Raw genomic sequence first — 18,554 nt, 5'->3', positions numbered from 1 at the left:
CAAGTCAAGCATCAGGCGAACCACCACCGCTCTACGCAACGCAACCCGTCCAAATCCCAGTTGGGAGCGATCTTCTTGTGGCCGATTTTCTTCGACAGCGCGTTGACGTTGTTAGCGAAGACCGGGATCACCTCTCCGCCATCGTCCCTGCAAATGCTTTGCATTTCTGAGTACATCCCTTGACGCTTTTTGTCATCAAGCTCGGACCGCGCGGTCACCAGCAGTTCATTGAAACGGGCGTTCTTCCAACGAGAGTTATTCCATGCAGCATTAGCGGCATAACCCATAGAGAACATCCAATCAGCGGTAGGCCGGCCTAGCCAGTAGCTCGCGGAAAACGGTTTCTTCATGTTAACCGTGTCCCAGTAGCCATCATTAGCCTCGCGAACCACATCAATACTGATGCCGGCTTTGGTGGCGTCCTGCTGGTAAAGCACTGCAGCGTCGACTGCGCCAACGAATGCAGCATCTGCGGCAGACAGGCTGACTTTCAACTCCGAAAAGCCAGCCTTCTTCAGATGGAACCGGGCCTTATCCGGGTCAAATTCGCGTTGTGGCAAATCCTTGTCGAAATAGCGATACGCAGGCCCGATTGGGTTATCGTTACCAAGTTTTCCGTGTCCTTGCAGCAAGGTGTCTAGAAGTTGCTGCCGATTGATCGCATACTTACACGCCAGTCGCACGTCTACGTTGTCGAACGGGGCGACGTCGCAAAGCATGGCCAGCAAGTAGAATTGGGTCCCGGCGAGGGATGTAATCTCCAGATCTTTATTCCTCTCCAATAGATGGAGTGTTTTCAGATCGCATCGGTCCATCGCGTGGATTTGCCCCGTCGTCAACGCATTGGTGCGCGCCGTGGCATCTTGGATGGAAAGAGCCTCGAAGGAGTCAAACCACGCGGCCTCCAATTTCCAATAGTTGGCGAATCGTTTGCCTGTGCCCTTGACGCCGTAGTCGATCTGATCGAGCACATAGCCTCCGGCTCCAACTCCGGACACGTCCGCCTTTCCATCCTTCACCGGGACAATGGCCAAATGGAAGTCCTCAAGAAGATACGCAAAGTCTGCGTTCCCTTCTTTTAAGGCGAAAACGACCGTCTCAGGACCGTCCGCACGGATGTCGTCGACCGAGGCAAGAATGCCTTTCGCGGCTGATTTAGATTGCTCTCCGCGGTGGTGATTCATCGAACCAATGACATCCTTGGCATCCAGGCTTTTGCCGTTATGGAACTCGACGCCTTTCCGCAGCTTAAAGGTCCAGGTTTTGGCGTCCTTCGTCACATCCCAAGAGTCGGCGAGCTCGCCGCCAAGCTTCCCGTCAGCGTCTATCTGTGTAAGATAGCCATGCAGGGTCTTGCCAAACAATTCTGTGTATGAGTTCGTGTAGGTTGCAGGATCGAGGGAATCGGAAGGCGAACCTCCTCCGATCCCAATTTTGAAGTGGCCGCCTTTCTTGGGGGCGGGATCTTCAGCGAACACTGGTAGAATTCCGGTCGACGACGAGATCGCCAAAGCGCCGACTCCGGCCGCGGATTTAAGGATTTCTCTTCGGTTTGGCGTAATCATTTTACCCCATTCGCTCACAGTAGTTCTCCTCCCGTTTTTCTAGTTGCTGGGACAACGCGAAGCGTGTTGAGCCCGTCGCATTAACCAGATAGACAAACGTTCTGCCAAGCCCGCATGGATGCTTCAGCATGTGCGGGGCTCTTCACCGTCACGGCACTGGGGTAACACATCTCAAAGCGTTAGGAAGCGCCCAAAAATGTAATGCGTCCAATGACTTTATGTGATGATGGAGAGCTGTTAAGTCGCCAGCGGCCGGACCGGGTTATCCATCGCAGAAGCCGAACCAATATGGTCGGAGCTCGGACCCGAGCGTCTGGGCCGCAGGCGACTGCGCGTCGTTTCCATACAAGGGCGGCCGCATCCGGCTCGAAAGCGTAGGTAACGCGATCGACCATGCCGAACTAGTGGCCGAGAATATGATCGGCGCCGGGAAACCCTATGAGGCAAAGCCCTGGTTTTGGTCCGACCAATACGACGTTAAGCTTCAGATCACTGGACTGAACACTGGTTATGAACGCATCATCACGCGCTCCAGCGAAGGTGCGGCTGCCAGCTTCTGGTACTACAAGGGCAACATCCTTCTGGGCGTCGACGCAATAAACGACGCCCGGACCTACATGATCGGCAAGCGCCTGATCGGGATAGGGATATCGCCTCAGTTATCGCTTGTCAGCGACGTTTCAGTCGATCTGAAGTCACTGCTCCCCGCGATCAAGGAGGTAACGCGTGCCAAGAGCTGAGGGTGACAAGACCGGAAACTCCTCTAATACTACGGAGTCAGAAAGCCGCAGGCTTGCGGTGCGGCGATTCACGCCCCCCACGCCCCTCCAGCTTCAGACGCAAGTCCCATCCAGTGTCAGTTCGCCGGTCTGGGCCAATCGCAAGCGGACAAACTCGGCATACGGCTCAAGTTTGCCGCCGCCTACATAAAAGCTCGAAGGCAAACGTTTGCTTTTGCATGCCGAACAAGATTCCGACGATCTCCCGCCCGCCGAACTCTAGAAGCACAAGAGCGTCCTGGTCATACGCGAGGCGGAAGCTATACGGCAGGATATCCGCCCGTTGCGGTTTGGCTGCTCAATCTCATGCCGAACAAGATCAGCGCAGAGACGCAAGTCGTCCGACCTGCTAGTCAGCGCGAACTTATCAACGGCAAAACGCTCAGAGGACCGCTCGCTAACCACGGCGACCAACTTGACTGTGAGCTATCGATTATATTACATCCATTCCATATAAATGATTTGGTCGACATGATGTCGCTTTGCTGGACAGCCCCTCGTGCGGATTAAGCATCAACAACAGGCTGCGAACTGAAAAAGCGTCAGCAGCCACTGATCTGAAAAGAAGTAGGTAGTAACTTGAAAGGATATACATGATCAACTTTGATCTGCGCAACAAAAAAGCCATTGTCACGGGAGCGGCTTCTGGCATCGGTCTTGCGACTGCGACCAGGCTTGCAAGGTGCGGAGCTAGTGTTGCGATGAACGACCTCGGCACAAACGAGAAGCTGGGCGCGGAGGTAGCAAGATTAAGGGGCGAGGGCCTTAATGTGTACAGCGCGCCCGGTGACGTCAGCCAGGCAGACTCCGCCGCACAGATTGTCTCTTCTGCCCTGGTTCAGCTCGGCGGCCTTGATTATCTGATTAATAATGCAGGAGCTCCTGGCACGAAATTGCCGATCCCTGTCGACGATTTTGATGCTCTGACACCCGCATTCTGGAAGAAGATGTTGGATGTCAATTTAATGAGTGCATTTTGGATGACCAAGGCTGCTCGTACCGCACTGGTCGAACGCCACGGCTCAGTAGTCAATACGGTATCCGCAAGCGCATTTGCGTGTAACGGCAGTAGCACGGCGTATGCTTGCGCGAAGGCAGGACTGGTTCATCTCACAAAACATTTGGCCAAGGCTTTGGCGCCGCGGGTGAGGGTCAACGGCATAGCGCCGGGGATGGTAAATTCGCCTTGGGAATGCTCATTCGGAGACCAAGAGGAGTATGCGCGAACGGCTGTTCCGCTTCAGCGCGTCGGTCAGCCCGATGAGTACGCTGAACTCATTGCTTTCCTAGCGGCAGGCGCGCCGTACATAACGGGCGAAATTGTGGTAGCGGACGGTGGCGTGCAGCTTTTGGGATGATGGAAGAACCGAGCCAAGCAGGCCCTGCTCGTGTAGGGTAACAACCCTTAGTTTTAGCGGCGAGACTCAATTTCGACCGCTGACCTTGCCCTCAGTTTTTATCCAGTTTTGAGTTCGTTCCCGCGCGCGATTGCCGCCTTGATCTCTCCCGACAGCGCCTTGAAACGCGCGCCGTCATGAATGGCGGGGGTCAAAGGCTCTCGCGGAAGAGGCGAAGACCAGCCGCTCCATTTGCAGAGGCCAATGGCCCAAGGCATCGCGAAATCGGTCAGCGTCGCCAGGGCAAAGGCCATCAGCGGTCCGAAGGAAGCGACAACGACGCGACCGAATGCGCGACCCACGCTTCGCATGGCATTGTAGCCGACCGAGATCAACGTGACGGCGGCGGGAACTTCGCGCTTTCGCAAAATGTCGCCAACCGAAGCGTGCCAAGCCGGATCGGTGAAAGCAGCCCCGCATCCGGCCAGACAGCTGCATGCGAGGATCAGCCGCGTGGGTGTAGAACCCGATCCCCACAACTGCGGTCACGCGGTCAGCATCATCGACGACGATGCTATCACGCACCAGCCGATCGCCATGACAGGGCGCCGGCTGAAATTGTCGGCAATGGCGCCGGCAAAGATCAACAATAGGAAGACGGGCAGCGTCGTGGCGGCCTGCACCAGGGCGACCATAACTTCGGAGCTTGAGATGGTTGCCATGAGCCAGCTGATGGCAACAGTCTGAAACAGCCAGCCCAGGCTCGACACCTAAATCATATAAAAGTAAACGTATGGTCGGGCACGCCGGGATCCAGGCCCATCAATTGCAGCACCGATCCAAGCAAATCTTCCGTCTGGCGCAGCCGCAGGCCTAACACCAGGCCGAGCGTCAAGGCGGTTTCGGTCGCCAGATCAGAATAGCGGGGCTGGCCGCCTGGCGTCGATCGGCATGGGGCAATCCACATGGCGATCACCTCCGAGGTCAGCCACAAGGTCAAGCTGCAGCGCCGCCAAAGTCCCGCCTCATACTCCTGCCAGTTCGTCACCCTGAATTTTATCTTGCCAATGCGACGGCGGCGGCTGGCGTTGTGCTTGAAAGGCATGGATACGACGACTCGGTTATTAAGCTTGCCGCTCGCCTAAGCCAGTTCGATTGATGATCCGCACACTGACGCCACTGCCGGCCCAAATCCAGCGCCGCAAGGAAAATCCGCCCGTCCGCGAGTTTACGCGCGACAGATCACTTCCTCTGCCCAACCGACCGTCCCGCCCCATCGGGAGCCGGGAGCACTGCGTGCGCCTCGATCAGAGGCTTGAGCTTGCTCATCACCTCTGGCAGCGGGGGAACTGAGCGACTCTCCTTTGACGAAACATGGAGCAGTAAGTGCTCGTAAGTCGACAGTAGGGTGTCGTCGGAAGCTCGATATAGCCACATGAAGGTATGGATCTTTTTGCCGTCCGACGGCAGGAGTTGCGCTTTGACATATAATGCGTCCCCAAGCTTTGCCTCAGCAACGAGCCTAATGTGGGTCTCCACCGTATAGTAGCTGTGGCCGGCTTTCACATAGTCCGTGTCGACGCCGACCATTTGAAGAAGCGCCTCCGACGCGTCGGCGAAGCACTGGGTGTACCTGTATTCGGTCATGTGGCCATTATAGTCGATCCAAGCGGAAGGAACATTCACTTCGAGAAGTTTCAATGGCTCGTTACTGGGATTGGCCTGAAGTTTCGGCGCGGCCTTCCATAGATGCGCCTCGAAGTCAGCCAGCAACTTTCCGGCACCCCAGCCACGTCCCTCATCACCGGCTTTTAGCGCCTGCAGGATTCCAACCAGATTCTGATCACGAATCCGTTCGAGCTCTCGAAAGCCACGCTGGCCCGACTGGGCGTCAGACTGGGCCGCGATCTTTTCAACAAGGCCGGCGTCGAGGTCGACGACATCGGTCAGCTTGGTCCATGGCCAAGAAAGGCTAGGACCATACTTGGAAAGAAAGTCGCGCATACCAGCTTCACCGCCAGCGATGCGGTACGTCTCGAACAGGCCCATCTGCGCCCAGCGAAGACCAAACGAGTAGCGCATTACGTTATCAAGCGTTTCGGTATCGCAGATGTCGTCCTTGATTAGCCAGAGGGCTTCACGCCAGAAGGCTTCCAGAAGTCGGTCGCCCACGAAGGCTTCAATTTCCTTGTTGATGATCATTCCCGTCATGCCGACAGTCGCAAGCTTGGCCTTGGCGTTATCAAGTACCGCTCTCGTGGTTTTCTTCCCGCCAACGAGCTCGACCAGCGGGAGCAAGTACACGGGGTTGTAAGGATGAGCGACGAACATGCGCTCTGGATGCTTCATGTCGCGCTGGAGATCGGTCGGCATCAGGCCAGAAGTCGAGGAGCCAATCAACGCCTTGGGATTGGCGGCAGCGTCGATCTGGGCCAGCACGCTGCGCTTGAGATCGAGCTTCTCCGGCACACTCTCTTGAATCCACTCTGCGCCTCGCACTGCGCCCTCGAGAGAATCACTGAAACTTAGAGTGCCTTGGGTGGGGAGCGGCGCGCTCGTTAGCATCCCATACGCGCGCCTGGCATTCGCCAGAACCTCTGACAAGAGCCGCTGAGCCTCCGGGTGTGGATCGAAGATCCTGGTATCGATGCCGGCAAGCAAGAAGCGCGCAGCCCAAGCTCCACCTATAGTGCCCCCCCCAATACAAGCCGCACTACTGATCGTACCCATTTGTGGTTTACCTTCCGAATTGCCAGTTCATTGAGTCTGGGATGAGCATATTCCGAGGAAGCAGGTCGCGATGACCTGCTGTCCTAGAAGCATGCCCTTACCGCTTGGTTAGTTTAAGTTTCTGACGGACTTCCTCGGGGCCGATGATTCTGGCGCCCATATTTTCGACGACGTTGACGGCCTTCTCGACTAACTGGCCGTTGGTTGCAAACTGACCTTTGGCAACATACAGATTGTCTTCGAGCCCGACGCGGACGTTGCCCCCTGACAGCACGGCCGCCGCCGGGTAAGCCATCGCGTCACGTCCAATCGAAAAGGCGGAAAAGGTCCAATCCGGGGGGACGCTGTTCACCATCGCCATGAATGTGTTGAGGTCATTAGGGGCACCCCACGGGACTCCCATGCAAAGCTGGACCAACACAGGGTTTTCAATCAAGCCTTCCTGGACAAGTTGCTTGGCGAGCCACAACTGTCCCGTATCAAAAACTTCGATCTCCGGACGAACACCGAAATCAGTCATCATCTTGGCCAGCGCGCGAAGTGTCGATGGCGTGTTCGCCATAATGAAATCGCCAAGGTCGAAATTCATTGAGCCGCAATCGAGCGTACAAATCTCTGGCTTGCATTCGACGATGTGGCTGAAGCGTTCAGAGGCGCCCACAACGTCACTAGCTGGAGAGAGTGGAAACGGCTGCTCGACACTACCAAATATCAGGTCGCCGCCCATTCCTGCTGTAAAATTGAGCACGATGTCGGTTTCCGCCTGCCGAATGCGGTCTGCCACTTCCTTGTAAAGGTCGTTCCGCCGAGACGGCGCCCCGGTCTCAGGATCGCGGACATGGATATGAGCAACCGCGGCACCAGCCTTTGCAGCCTCAACAGCCGCCGCTGCGATTTCTTTCGGCGAACGTGGTACGTGACGAGACTTCGGCGCGGTATCACCTGAGCCGGTCACGGCACAAGTGATAAAGACTTCTCGGTTCATTGATAGCGCCATTGATCTTCTCCTTAGGCTAGCACAAGTATCATCGGCGGTGCGATTTAACACGCTGCCGCACTGATCAAACCAGTTGTCATTCAGTATTCAGAGGATATCGTTTGACCGTCAATCGCGATAGACTGTCCAGAAATAATCCGGCCATGAGAGCCGCAAAGGTATAGAATTATGCTTGCGATTTCATGGACGCTCACCAGTCTTCGCATCGAAAACAGTTTGAGCTCTGCCTGCTTGATATGCTCAATTGGCACTCCGCGCGATTGCGCCGCCATAAGCTGCACCCGTTCCAATCTGGGTGTATCAACAGCACCCGGGCAAATCGCGTTGACATTGACGTTGTGCTGGCCCAACTCCATTGCCATGACGTCGGTAAGCCCGATAACGCCATATTTAGCGGTGCAATAAGGAGAGCGCAGCGAATAAGGCAAGAAGCCAGCGGTTGAAGACATGTTTATGACGGATCCGCCCCCGGCCGCCTTTATGAACGGCACGGCTGCTCTAGCACAGTAAAAGGCGCCATCCAGATTTACGGCGAGGGTCGCCCTCCATTCGTCGTCAGTCACAGCTTCAACCGGCTTCGACGGACCAGAGGTGCCAGCATTATTGATTAAGATATCCAGTCCGCCCAGGCGGCGATCAACTTCCTCGAAAAGCTGAGCGACCGATTCTGACCTCGAAACGTCAGCGGCGATCGCATCGATACCAGTGCCGGGCTGAACGCTCTTGATCGCCGCGGAATCAATATCGCAGACGAGCACTTTTGCTCCCTCGGCAGCAAAGCGTTCTGCTACAGCCCTTCCAATACCGGCAGCACCTGCCGTAATCAGAACACGCTTGTTCTCCAGCCCCAGATCCATTTATCCTGTCCTTTTTACATCAAGAGTTCTGTTCGCTCCCCCCGCTTCGTGGGGATACTTGCGAAAAGAGACGAATATGAATACTGGGATGGCTTGGTCCCAATCGCCGGCCCTCGGAAATAAAATGACCATTATATATTAAGACGACGCTCGTCAAGCGCGGCTAGGTCCATCCTTCTCAGATTTAGCAGTCACTTCCTGGCCAGTCCCGATGGAGGGTTGGGCGCTGAAGACGAATGGGGCATCTCGTTCACGGCCGGCTTAGTGAGTTGGTTTCCTGACGTTTCCGCCAAGTGACGGGCGTTTCAATAACCCAGTTCGCGCAGGCTGGTAACCCTCCGGCAAAGCCTCACCGGAGGGGTACGCAGGCTGCGGAGTATCCTGGGGAGGTGCGGATCTAGACCACCTCGTCAACTAGGTTAGTGGTCGGCGCGGTAGGCGTTTGGCGTATTGACTGTTATTTATAATGAACCCCAGTCCGGCACTCTCCCGCCGCCGGTCAGGTAACAGGTGCAGGGGCCAGTTCAGCCTGCGACTTGGCTTAGCAAAATTTCCCGTGTCAAGGTGGCCTGCAATCCGGGCCCACCAACTGTAGCGCCAGCGCGGGTAACCTATCCTTTTATTTTTTTGACTCTATTCTGGTTATCGCAAGCCATAAGCGCCTGTTGTTGCGCCCAATTTCGAACCATGCCCAAGTGTATCTCTAGTTGGGAGCGCAAAACGGAAGCTGTCCAGACCGCCCGGTTTGTCACTCCGCCCGCACTTAGCCCGAACACAAATGTAATAATCGAGCGGAGCGCAGCCTCGAAGACGTGCGCCGGCCAATGTTCACTCTCCGACCAAGCTGCCCTGATAACTTGGTCATAGATCTTCTTTCCCTCGCGATGCAGCGTAGCGTTGAGCTTGTGAAATTCGGGATCGGCGGCAATGACCCCCCAAAAATTCACCCAGATTACGCTATCCTCGACATGAGATTTCGACGCTGGTATCGCAGCGTCAAGAAGGACGGCAAGATCGGTTTCCCCTTGTTCCAGCAGATGTGCGATCTTGCGTTCCATGTTAAGAAAAGGGACGCGCAAGGCAGCCGCGATAATGTCCGCCTTGCCTTCGTAGTAATGGGTAATCATTCCCGTCGTTACGCCCGCGGCATTGGCGATATCGATCATCGTAACTGCGGAAATGCCCTTTGCAGCTATCGCCTTACCTGCTGCCTTGGCGATGCGAAGTCGGGTCAGCTCAACATCAATAATCTTTGGCATAGCCCTCCAGAAGGTTTCCTACCTGAGCTGCAGTTTCAAAGTCGACGGCACCCATTTCTGACTGTGGCATCAATGTTGATGATACGCCATAGGGCGCGGAGTGAGCAACGGGCGATCGGCGGAGCTGGTGGGGGTTGCGCAGCCGATTGCAGATTCCGACGATTTACCGGACGGCATTCCGATCAAAAGCCGGACGCGATTCCGAGAATTGACCGGACGCGATTCCGATTAAAAACCGGACAGTTTTGAAGCCTGGATAGTGCCTTTGGGTCAGCAACCTGGGCATGCATCTCCTCGCCGGTAGAGGAGAGATGCATGCCGAAGCGAAGAAGGCTGACCATGAGACAATTGAGACAACTGCTTCGACTAAGTGCGGACGGCATAAGCGTTCGCGACATTGCCACCATGCTTGGAATCGCCCGCAGTACGGTGCAGGACAACATAGAGCGAGCGACTGCCGCCGGGCTTTCCTGGCCATTGCCTGCGGAGCTGACTGACGATGTTCTCGAACATCGGCTCTTCTCCCGTCATGGCGTCAAACAAGGGATACGCCGACGCGCCGAGCCCGACTGGGGAGCACTGACGGTCGAACTGAAGAAGCCGGGCGTGACGCTGTCGATCCTGTGGGAGGAGTATCGGGCCGTTCATCCTAAAGGTTACGCTTACAGCAGATTCTGTGACCTGTTTAGAGGCTTCGAGCGGCGCCTGACGCCAACGATGCGCCAGAAGCATGTCGCCGGTGACAAGGTATTCGTCGACTATTCCGGTAAGAAGCTGCCGATCGTGGACCGCAAGACCGGCGAGATCCGCGAGGCCGAGATCTTTCTCGGGGTACTCGGCGCATCGAGCTACGCCTTTGCCGAGGCGACCTGGAGCCAGACCTTGCCGGACTGGATTGGCTCGCATGTGCGCATGTTCCGCTTCTTTGGCGGCGTCCCGCGCCTGATTGTCTACGATTTTGTTCCAGGGAACAAAATCGAGCTTTTGTGTCCGACGCCATTATGTGACGAACGCAGTTAACACCCGCGTTTGCGAACATTATCGTTGTGCCAGTGGCAACATAACGGAGCGCTCATGGCATGGTGATCTCGTTGTTTCCTTAGGAGATTATCATGCTGGAGAAGTACTACATCCGCCCTGCTACTATCGATCGCATTCAAGGTTCCTGGATTGCCTCCACAGTCGAACAATACGTCGCCTGGATGGCAGAACGCCGCTATGCCGATCGCAGCGTGTTTCGCCGGATTCCCATCGTCGTGAGTTTCGGCGAGTTCGCAAAAGCTCGTGGAGCCCGGGAAGTTAAGAACCTACCTGATCACGTCGAGCCATTCGTGCAAGCGTGGATTGGCGAGCATGCTAGACGACGCTCCGGCCGGCGACGCAAGCGGATCGGCAATGAAGTCCGCAATCCCATTCGACAGATGCTGAGGCTGGCGGTCACCGGCTACGTTGGCCGGGGTCGTCTCCATAAGCCGGACAACCCGTTCGAACGTCAGGCGCCGGGGTTGTTGAAGTACCTGACCGAAGAGAAGGGGCTTCGTCAGAGATCGATAGACCAGTACCGATTTAGTTTGCGTCAGTTCGCAACCTATCTTGAGCGCATCGGCGTCGGCGACCTCGCAAACCTGTCGCCCACCCTGCTCAGCGGGTTCATTGCCGAATACGCTCCGCCCCGCGTTTCCTGGTCGACGGTGCGCAATGCCTGCGGGGTGCTACGGGTCTTCCTGCGCTACCTCCATCGTGAGGGGGTTCTGGCCAAGGATCTCAGTTCGCTTGTCGAGTTTCCACAGTCGTACCGGCACGCTGGTGTTCCGCGATCGATCAGTTGGGAACAGGTGGAGCAGGTGCTGGCCGGCATCGACAGACGGTCCGCCTCCGGCAAGCGCGACTACGCAATGATGATGCTGCTTGCAACCTATGGACTGCGGGCTGCGGAGGTCGCCACGCTCACGCTTGATGACATTGACTGGCGCAACGAACGGCTCAAGATCCGGGATCGCAAAGCAGGCAATACCACCACTTATCCGCTCTCGGCGGCGGTGGGGGGTGCGATCATCGAATACCTCAAAAACGGGCGACCTGCCACGACATGTCGCGAGGTATTTATGCGCTGCTGCGCTCCACATGCCCCGATAGGCTCCGCGGCGGTTGTCTGTCGCGCCGCTCATTTCATCCGCAAAGCCGGCATTAGCGTGCCACGCGCCGGTTCCCATGTCCTACGTCACAGCTGTGTGCAGCGACTGCTGAACGCCAATTTTCCGCTGAAGCACATCGGCGACTACGTCGGCCACCGCAGCGCCTCCTCCACCCAGATCTACGGGAAGATCGCTGTCGAACAGCTGCGCGAGATTGCACTCGGCAATGGGGAGGACGTGCTGTGAGCCACAATGGACGATTCCAGAGTTTTCTCCGCAACGAGATTGAGCAATTCCTCGCCCACAAGCGCTCGTTGCGACGGCGCTATGATGCCGAAGAGAAGACGCGCTCGCGCTGTTCGATGCCTACTTGTCGAAGAACAACATTGGTGGCCTTGCCGAGATAACCCCGGCACTGGTCGATGAGTTTCTCCTCTCGCGTCCAAGGTCGCGCCCGAGAAGCTATAACCACCTGCGCTGTACGGTAGGGCGACTTTTCTCGTATCTCGTCGACCACGAGAAGCTCGCCCAGACACCGTTGAGATCCCCACCACGGCGCGGAAGATATCAGCGCACGCCATTTATCTTCGACACAGACGCAGCCAATCGGTTGCTCGCTCTTGCCAAGGCGCTTCCGAACCACGGCAGTACGATCGAGCGTGGCAACACGTATTTCGTACTGTTCGCTGTCCTTTACGGATTGGGGTTGCGCGTCGGCGAGGCTTGCCGCCTATGCCTCAAAGACGTCGATCTGGAACGGCGGCTGCTCGTTCTCCGGGAGACCAAGTTCTACAAGAGCCGCCTCGTTCCATTTGGGCCGAAGCTCGGAGCGCTCCTGGGGCAGCATCTGCATCAACGCCAGACCACGGCCCTGGCAACCAGTACCGCGGACGATCAGCCGCTGTTTTGCCTGCGCGGAGGTCGCCCAATCAATCCTGGGACCATCAGCCAGACCTTTCACGCTATGATCCCGAGCCTAAACCTGAGGATCCCACCTGGCATTTCGCCCCCACGTCTGCACGACCTTCGACACTCGTTTGCCATTGGCACACTCACGCGCTGGTACAGGCTCGGCCTGGATCCTCAGACAAAGCTTCTTGCACTCTCGACTTTCATGGGGCACGGCGACATCAGTTCCACTGCGGTGTATCTGACGCCGACCCAGGAGCTTCTCGAACACGCCAACCGACGCTTCCGTGCCTTTGCCGCGGCAACACTCGGGGAGGATCGGTCATGACCCTCTCCCTCGGTACACTGGTCCAGTCATTTTTTGCCGATCATCTCCCGGTACAGAAGGGGCTGCGGCTCGGTTCAATCCGCAGTTATCGTGACACGATCCGCCTGTTCCTGTGCTTCGTGTCCGAGCAGCGTGGCCGCAGAATTACTGCGCTGGCCCTTGATGATCTGACGTTCGAACGGAGTCTGGCGTTCCTGAAGCATCTGGAACAAGAACGCGGCAACTCGGTACGTACTCGCAATCAACGTCGCGCTGCACTGAACACCTTCTTTGCCTACCTCGCTGTGCGTGCACCCGAGATGCTGGCGGTTTGTCAGCAAGTCGCGGCAATCCCCGTCAAGCGCACATCACTTCCCGATACGCACTTCCTGGAGCGGGAGGAGGTGGCGGCCTTGTTTCGTTCGCTGCCTCGGCAAGGGCATCTCGCGCTGCGCGACCACACACTATTGCTCTTCCTCTACAACACCGGCGCGAGGGTACAGGAAGTTGCCGATCTTCGTATCGAGCACCTCGAACTCAAGCCGCCGGCCAAAGTCCACTTGCACGGCAAAGGTGACAAGTGGCGGACCTGCCCGCTTTGGGATGAGACAGTGAAGCATATCCAGGCAATGCTGGCTCCGCGTCGCGCAGCGCCAGGCGAGCCAGTCTTCTGCGCTCCGAAGGCTCGTCCTCTAACGAGGTTCGGGATCTATAAGATGGTCCGACGACACGGCGCATCCTTCGATACACACGGGCCAAAATCCCGACGAGTCAGCCCGCACCTATTCCGGCACACCGCTGCCTGCCACCTACTGGAATCCGGTGTCGAAGTTAATGTCATACGCAGTTGGCTCGGGCACGTGAGTCTCGACACGACAAACCGTTATGCCGAGCTGACGCTGCGTGCCAAAGCCGAGGCGCTGCGCGCCTGCGAAGTGAGTGGTTCAGGTATTTCAACGGTGCACCGACCACGTGTTGCCTGGAAGGATGATAAAACCCTCCTCAACTGACTCAACTCGCTGTAGCGCATTATGTGTCCTCTCGCCCGCGGCCCACCTTCGAAGACCGGCTCAAACCCGTTGCCGGTCACATAATGGCGTCGGACACAAAATCCCGACAACCTGAAGTCTGGCGTGAACCGGTCGAGCTTCTACGATCCAGAGATCAATCGCAGCTTCGGCATGATGGCTTCCCACTACGGTGTCGGGGTTGTGCCGGCGCGGCCGAGGCGTCGAAAGCGGCGTCCGTTTCGCTCAAAGCTGCATTCTCGGCCGGCTGCGCAACCAGACTTTCTTTTCCCTGGACGAAGCCAATGCCGCAATCCGGGAGGCTGTCGAGCGGATCAACACCCACGTCATGCGCCGACTTGGCCAGTGCCGTCGCGACCTGTTCGAGACGATGGAACGTCCAGCGCTCGCCGTGCTGCCAGCTGAGGAATACGAGTTCGCCGAGTGGCGGCTGGCGCGTGTATCGACAGACTATCATGTCGAGTTCGAGCGCTATTTCTACTCCGTACCGCACAGCCTCATTCGAGAGCAGGTGGATGTCCGGGCGACGAGCCGAACGATCGCGATCTTCTTCAAGGGCAAACGCGTCGCTGCCCATCAGCGCCGCTATGTGGGGACAGTTTCGGAACCGATCCGGACCACATGCCCAGTTCGCACCGCCGCTACGCGGAATGGTCGCCGGAGCGCTTCCGGCGCTGGGCTCGCTCGATCGGTCCACAGACCGAGGGGCTCGTCATCGCCATCCTTGCCAGCCGGCCGCATCCGGAACAGGGCTTCAGAACATGCCTTGGCGTTCTCAAGCTTTACCAGGTGATCGACACGGCGCAGGCCGAAGCCGTTTCGGCCCGTGCGCTCGAGATCGGCGGCCTGAACTGCAAAAGCATCAGCGCCCTCATCAAAACCTACAAAGCGCCCAGGCACACCGCCGAACCTGCCGCCGTCGGCGCGCACGCCAATCTTCGTGGCCCCGGCTACTTTCACTAAGGAAAACAATCAACGATGCTGACCAACCCCACCATCGACATGCTGCGCGACCTCGGTCTTTCCGGCATGGCCAGCGCTTTCTGGGAACTGGAGATGCAACCGGAGGCAAGAGCCCTCGAGCACGGCGAATGGCTTGCCCTCCTGCTCGAACGGGAGGCGACAACGCGCCGTCAGAAGCGCTTCGAGGCCAGAGCGCGAGCCGCCAGACTACGTCATGACGCCCAGCTCGAGAATGCCGATTTCCGTGCAACTCGCGGCCTCGATCGCAATCTCTTCATGAACCTGGGGACATGCGACTGGATCAGACAGCGCCATAGCCTGCTCCGGCCGGCGTCGGAAAGAGCTGGCTGGCCTGCGCGCTCGGCCACAAGGCATGCCGCGAGGACCTTTCGGTCGCATACCACCGTGTGCCGCGCCTCTTCGCCACGCTCACCCTTGCCCGCGGAGACGGCCGTTACGCGAAGCTGCTCAAGAGCCTGGCCAAAATCGATTTGCTTATTTTAGACGATTGGGGGCCTGAGAAGCTCAACGACGAGCAACGCCGCGATCTCCTGGAAATCGTCGAGGATCGCTACGAGAAGCGTTCCACCATCGTCACAAGTCAAATTCCCGTGGATCACTGGTACGACATGATCGGCAATCCGACCATCGCCGATGCCGTTCTCGATCGCCTTGTTCATAACGCCTACCGCATCGAACTTTCCGGCGAAAGCATGCGCAAACACAAAGTCCTGCCAGTCCCAGACGCAACTCCTGCTTGACCGAAAACGACTTCGTCGACAAATATCAAAAACGACCCAGAGGCGCTCTAAGCCGTCCGGCTTCGCCTCGGAATCGCGTCCGGTATCGATCGGAATAGGCGTCCGGTTTCGTTTCGGAATCACTGTCCGGTATCATTGGAATACGCACTATCAGTCCGGCGAGACCGACATTCAGGGCAAGATCAGCCGATGTGGCGACGAGCTTGCCCGCACCGCGCTCTATGAAGCGGCCCATTCGCTGCTCGTGCGCAGCAAGAAATAGTCGAGCCTCAGAGCGTGGGGCATGAACGTGGCCAAGCGGCACGGTATGGCCCGTGCCCGAGTTGCTGTTGCCCGCAAGCTCGCCGTCATCCTGCATCGTATGTGGAGCGATGCAACAGAATTCCGCTTCGGCAAGGCGCCGGGCCACGTATCGGCATGAAACAAGGATAACGGACCAACGAAGAAGGAGTTGATTCAGCCCGAAAGGGTGTGATCCGGATTCCCGTGGGGACGATGGGCAAGGTGATCTCGTTAGCAGGCACGATCCTGGGACGAACTCTCCCAAGGTCGTTCAACAGATTGAGACACCGCGCTCTACTGACCCCATCATGCGGCGGCCTAACGTCGACCGCGAAGAGAAGCGAGTGACCCGCGGGGCGACAAGATCCGGAAAAATATCAGGAGCTTGACCTCAACGACCCCTATCAGAGAAGCCTGCTAGACACCATATTTACTCCAACAGTCCGAAAACCCCTCTATTTCAGAAATCTGCGATAGCGGCGCCGAACATTGTTTCATCAATTTCCAGACCTAGGCCCGGCCTGGCGGGGAGCAGAACATGACCATCAATAACACGAAGTGCACTATTTGGATCATAGTGACTTTCATCCAGTATCTCGTTCACCCAACTACAACCCTCAAACAAGCTTGGTTTAACTGTAGCGCCGAGGTGCACGCATGCCGCCCCAATGATGTCGCCACCCCAACTATCGTCGCTGGTGTGAGGCATGGAGCGGGCTTCACAAATATCTCGGAAGGTTGCCATGGGTTGCAGACCTCCGATCCGTGTAATTTTCATTCCAAAACCATCGCAGAGCTCGGATCCAATAACCCGAACAACCGTGCTTAAATCAACACCACTCTCATCAATATATATTGGATGTTGCGCTTTAGGACGCAAGGCTGCAATCTCTTCGATTGTGTTGCAGGGCTGCTCCAAGACAAACTGGAGATCTTGGCATTGACGGCTCAAGAAAATCGCATCTCGTACAGGCAGGCTTCTGTTCCCATCAACCGCCCAACGCACACCCTTTTTCAAAACCTCACCGACCTTCCGAACTACCTCTATGTCCTCTTCGACCGGGCGCCCGCCAATCTTTGTCTGGATGCGAACATACCCCTCGGCCTGAGCGTCTTTAACCGAACGGACAACCTCATCAACTCCGCCAATGCCAACAAAAAAGTAAAAAGGAACATGCTCCGTTGCTGCACCTCCGAGAAGATCTGCAACCCGCATTCCCGTTTTCTTGCCGATCAGATCGTGTGCCGCTATATCGAACGCTGCCTTCGCGTAGGAATGTCCATTCAGTAGGGAGTTCATTTTACGGTGCAGCAAAACCGGACTGAGGGACGCGCCAATTAGACCCGGACCCATTTCCATGATGGCCGCACGTGCGCCAAGCGAATGGCTCGGGCCGTAAATTGGACCAACTGGACAAGTCTCACCCCAGCCGACGGCGCCGCATTCTGAAGTAACCTGGACTATTGTGGAGTCGAGTTCTGAAAGTGTCGCCTGTCCAACTTTGACCTCCCCCCCTGGGATAGATAGCTTTTTCTCGAAAACGCGGATGCGCTTAATTTTCATTGCTAAAACTCCAGACGCCGTCTTGGTCGCGTTTAGCCAATCTGCCTTATTTACAGGAAATAGCAGGGCTCGTTCAAATTAGTATTTATGGCCGCCCACATAAGTAAGAGTTCATGACCAAAGGTGTGGATTCGACCGAAACTGTCACTGGACGGCTTGCTACCGTCATTGCGTGAAGAAAGGAGGATCTTCCCCCAGAAGGTACGTTCAAGCTTGACCTTCATCTACGCTTGCCAGGATTTCGCGTGCCGCAGCGGTAGAGGATCGTGGTAAGTGTATAGGGTTCCGAGGTCGAACTTGGGTCTCCGGCTAAAGGGCCCGCGTCCGTGCACGAGCAGGGCTGCCTGGATCGGTCCTGTTTTTTCCATCATTCCAAAAGCTGCACGCCACCATCCGCTACTATAATCTGGCCCGTTATATACGGCGCGCCCGCCGCAAGGAAAGCAATGAGTTCGTTGTACTCATCGGTTTGACCGACGCGCTGAAGCGGAACGGCCGTTCGCGCATCCTCCTCCTGGTCTCCGAATGAGCATTCCCAAGGAGAATTACCATTCCGGGTGCTATCCCGTTGACCCTCACCCGGGGCGCCAGAGCCTTGGCCAAATGTCTCGCAAATGCGCTTGCTGACACCGTATTGACTACTGAGCCTTGGCGTTCGACCAGTGCGGAACGAGCGGCCTTGGTCATCCAAAATGCACTCAACAAATTCACATCCAGCATCTTCCTCCAGAACGCGGGTATCAGAGCATCGGCAATTTCGTGCCGGAGCACCTGCATTATTAATCAGATAGTCAAGGCCGCCGAGCAGATTAGGCAGGTGAGACAATTTGCGCTGCGGATTCTGGCTGGCTGACATCACCGGGAGCGCTGTACACCTCGAGGCCTTCGCCCTTCAATCTTGCGACTTCCGCGCCCAGCTTCTCGTTTGTGCCAAGGTCGTTCATCGCAACACTAGCTCCGCACCTTGCTAGCCTTGTCGCAGTCGCAAGACCGATGCCAGAGGCTGCTCCCGTGACAATGGCTTTTTTATTGCACAGATCAACGTTTATCATGTGTGTCCTTTCAGGTTCTAGCTTATTTC

The 18,554-nt window shown here is 56.8% G+C and carries 14 protein-coding genes and 6 pseudogenes; 10 read left to right on the top strand and 10 right to left on the bottom strand.

The genetic code is table 11. The annotated features are described in order from the left end of the window. Positions 1 to 11: 11 nt before the first annotated feature. Positions 12 to 1,583, bottom strand: a complete 1,572-nt coding sequence (locus O7A70_RS30170) for an ABC transporter substrate-binding protein (protein WP_337143599.1) — start codon at positions 1,581 to 1,583, stop codon at positions 12 to 14. Positions 1,584 to 1,969: 386 nt separating this feature from the next. Between O7A70_RS30170 and O7A70_RS30165 the strand changes: the two genes are divergently transcribed. Further along, positions 1,970 to 2,305: an oxidoreductase C-terminal domain-containing protein gene (locus O7A70_RS30165; protein ID WP_337143598.1), complete on the top strand. Its 336-nt coding sequence runs from the start codon at positions 1,970 to 1,972 to the stop codon at positions 2,303 to 2,305. Positions 2,306 to 2,937: 632 nt separating this feature from the next. Further along, on the top strand, positions 2,938 to 3,702 hold the full coding sequence (locus O7A70_RS30160; protein WP_337143597.1) for an SDR family NAD(P)-dependent oxidoreductase: 765 nt from the start codon (positions 2,938 to 2,940) through the stop codon (positions 3,700 to 3,702). A gap of 98 nt (positions 3,703 to 3,800) precedes the next feature. On the opposite strand, the pseudogene O7A70_RS30155 reads toward O7A70_RS30160, so the two are convergent. The 6 genes and pseudogenes from O7A70_RS30155 to O7A70_RS30130 all read right to left on the bottom strand — a co-directional run bounded on the left by O7A70_RS30155 (position 3,801) and on the right by O7A70_RS30130 (position 9,524). Further along, positions 3,801 to 4,451: pseudogene (locus tag O7A70_RS30155) on the bottom strand (MFS transporter). Between the two features lie 20 nt (positions 4,452 to 4,471). Next, a pseudogene (locus tag O7A70_RS30150) lies at positions 4,472 to 4,786 on the bottom strand (transposase); the annotation flags it as partial. A 137-nt stretch (positions 4,787 to 4,923) separates the two neighbouring features. After that, positions 4,924 to 6,411 carry a carnitine 3-dehydrogenase gene (locus tag O7A70_RS30145; protein WP_337143596.1) on the bottom strand — a complete coding sequence of 496 codons (1,488 nt, stop codon included), beginning with the start codon at positions 6,409 to 6,411 and terminating at the stop codon, positions 4,924 to 4,926. 97 nt (positions 6,412 to 6,508) lie between these two features. Further along, the gene (locus O7A70_RS30140) at positions 6,509 to 7,408 is read right to left on the bottom strand and encodes a 3-keto-5-aminohexanoate cleavage protein (protein ID WP_337143595.1); all 900 of its coding nucleotides are present in this window, start codon (positions 7,406 to 7,408) and stop codon (positions 6,509 to 6,511) included. 80 nt (positions 7,409 to 7,488) lie between these two features. Continuing rightward, positions 7,489 to 8,265: an SDR family oxidoreductase gene (locus O7A70_RS30135; protein ID WP_337143594.1), complete on the bottom strand. Its 777-nt coding sequence runs from the start codon at positions 8,263 to 8,265 to the stop codon at positions 7,489 to 7,491. A gap of 611 nt (positions 8,266 to 8,876) precedes the next feature. Next, positions 8,877 to 9,524 carry a TetR family transcriptional regulator gene (locus tag O7A70_RS30130; protein WP_337143593.1) on the bottom strand — a complete coding sequence of 216 codons (648 nt, stop codon included), beginning with the start codon at positions 9,522 to 9,524 and terminating at the stop codon, positions 8,877 to 8,879. Between the two features lie 315 nt (positions 9,525 to 9,839). On the opposite strand from O7A70_RS30130, the pseudogene O7A70_RS30125 reads away from it, so the two are divergent. The 8 genes and pseudogenes from O7A70_RS30125 to O7A70_RS30090 all read left to right on the top strand — a co-directional run. Next, positions 9,840 to 10,481, top strand: a pseudogene (locus O7A70_RS30125) (helix-turn-helix domain-containing protein); the annotation flags it as partial. A 155-nt stretch (positions 10,482 to 10,636) separates the two neighbouring features. Further along, positions 10,637 to 11,905 carry a site-specific integrase gene (locus O7A70_RS30120; RefSeq protein ID WP_337143591.1) on the top strand — a complete coding sequence of 423 codons (1,269 nt, stop codon included), beginning with the start codon at positions 10,637 to 10,639 and terminating at the stop codon, positions 11,903 to 11,905. A 124-nt stretch (positions 11,906 to 12,029) separates the two neighbouring features. Continuing rightward, positions 12,030 to 12,896 carry a tyrosine-type recombinase/integrase gene (locus O7A70_RS30115; protein ID WP_337143590.1) on the top strand — a complete coding sequence of 289 codons (867 nt, stop codon included), beginning with the start codon at positions 12,030 to 12,032 and terminating at the stop codon, positions 12,894 to 12,896. Next, on the top strand, positions 12,893 to 13,885 hold the full coding sequence (locus O7A70_RS30110) for a tyrosine-type recombinase/integrase (protein ID WP_337143589.1): 993 nt from the start codon (positions 12,893 to 12,895) through the stop codon (positions 13,883 to 13,885). Before O7A70_RS30115 ends, O7A70_RS30110 begins: the two co-directional genes overlap by 4 nt. 346 nt (positions 13,886 to 14,231) lie before the next feature. Next, positions 14,232 to 14,432: pseudogene (locus O7A70_RS34290) on the top strand (Mu transposase domain-containing protein); the annotation flags it as partial. A 92-nt stretch (positions 14,433 to 14,524) separates the two neighbouring features. Then, positions 14,525 to 14,866, top strand: a complete 342-nt coding sequence (locus tag O7A70_RS30100) for a hypothetical protein (protein WP_337143587.1) — start codon at positions 14,525 to 14,527, stop codon at positions 14,864 to 14,866. A 15-nt stretch (positions 14,867 to 14,881) separates the two neighbouring features. Next, a pseudogene (istB, locus tag O7A70_RS30095) lies at positions 14,882 to 15,627 on the top strand (IS21-like element helper ATPase IstB). 145 nt (positions 15,628 to 15,772) lie between these two features. Beyond that, positions 15,773 to 16,048 (top strand): annotated as a pseudogene (locus tag O7A70_RS30090) (transposase); the annotation flags it as partial. A gap of 321 nt (positions 16,049 to 16,369) precedes the next feature. Here the strand turns inward: O7A70_RS30090 and O7A70_RS30085 are convergent. The 3 genes from O7A70_RS30085 to O7A70_RS34280 form a co-directional block, all read right to left on the bottom strand. After that, a complete protein-coding gene (locus O7A70_RS30085) occupies positions 16,370 to 17,473 on the bottom strand; it encodes a mandelate racemase/muconate lactonizing enzyme family protein (RefSeq protein WP_337143586.1) in 1,104 nt (367 codons plus the stop codon). A gap of 367 nt (positions 17,474 to 17,840) precedes the next feature. Beyond that, positions 17,841 to 18,329 carry an SDR family oxidoreductase gene (locus O7A70_RS34285; protein ID WP_442921229.1) on the bottom strand — a complete coding sequence of 163 codons (489 nt, stop codon included), beginning with the start codon at positions 18,327 to 18,329 and terminating at the stop codon, positions 17,841 to 17,843. Further along, positions 18,283 to 18,525 carry an SDR family NAD(P)-dependent oxidoreductase gene (locus O7A70_RS34280; RefSeq protein ID WP_442921228.1) on the bottom strand — a complete coding sequence of 81 codons (243 nt, stop codon included), beginning with the start codon at positions 18,523 to 18,525 and terminating at the stop codon, positions 18,283 to 18,285. The genes O7A70_RS34285 and O7A70_RS34280 overlap by 47 nt, the downstream gene beginning before the upstream one ends. Positions 18,526 to 18,554 lie beyond the last annotated feature (29 nt).

The sequence above is a fragment of the Mesorhizobium sp. Cs1299R1N1 genome (assembly GCF_037179655.1).
Taxonomy (GTDB): Bacteria; Pseudomonadota; Alphaproteobacteria; order Rhizobiales; family Rhizobiaceae; genus Mesorhizobium; species Mesorhizobium salmacidum.
The sequence above is the reverse complement of the archived record's forward strand: the minus strand, read 5'-3'. Positions and strand labels throughout refer to the sequence as shown.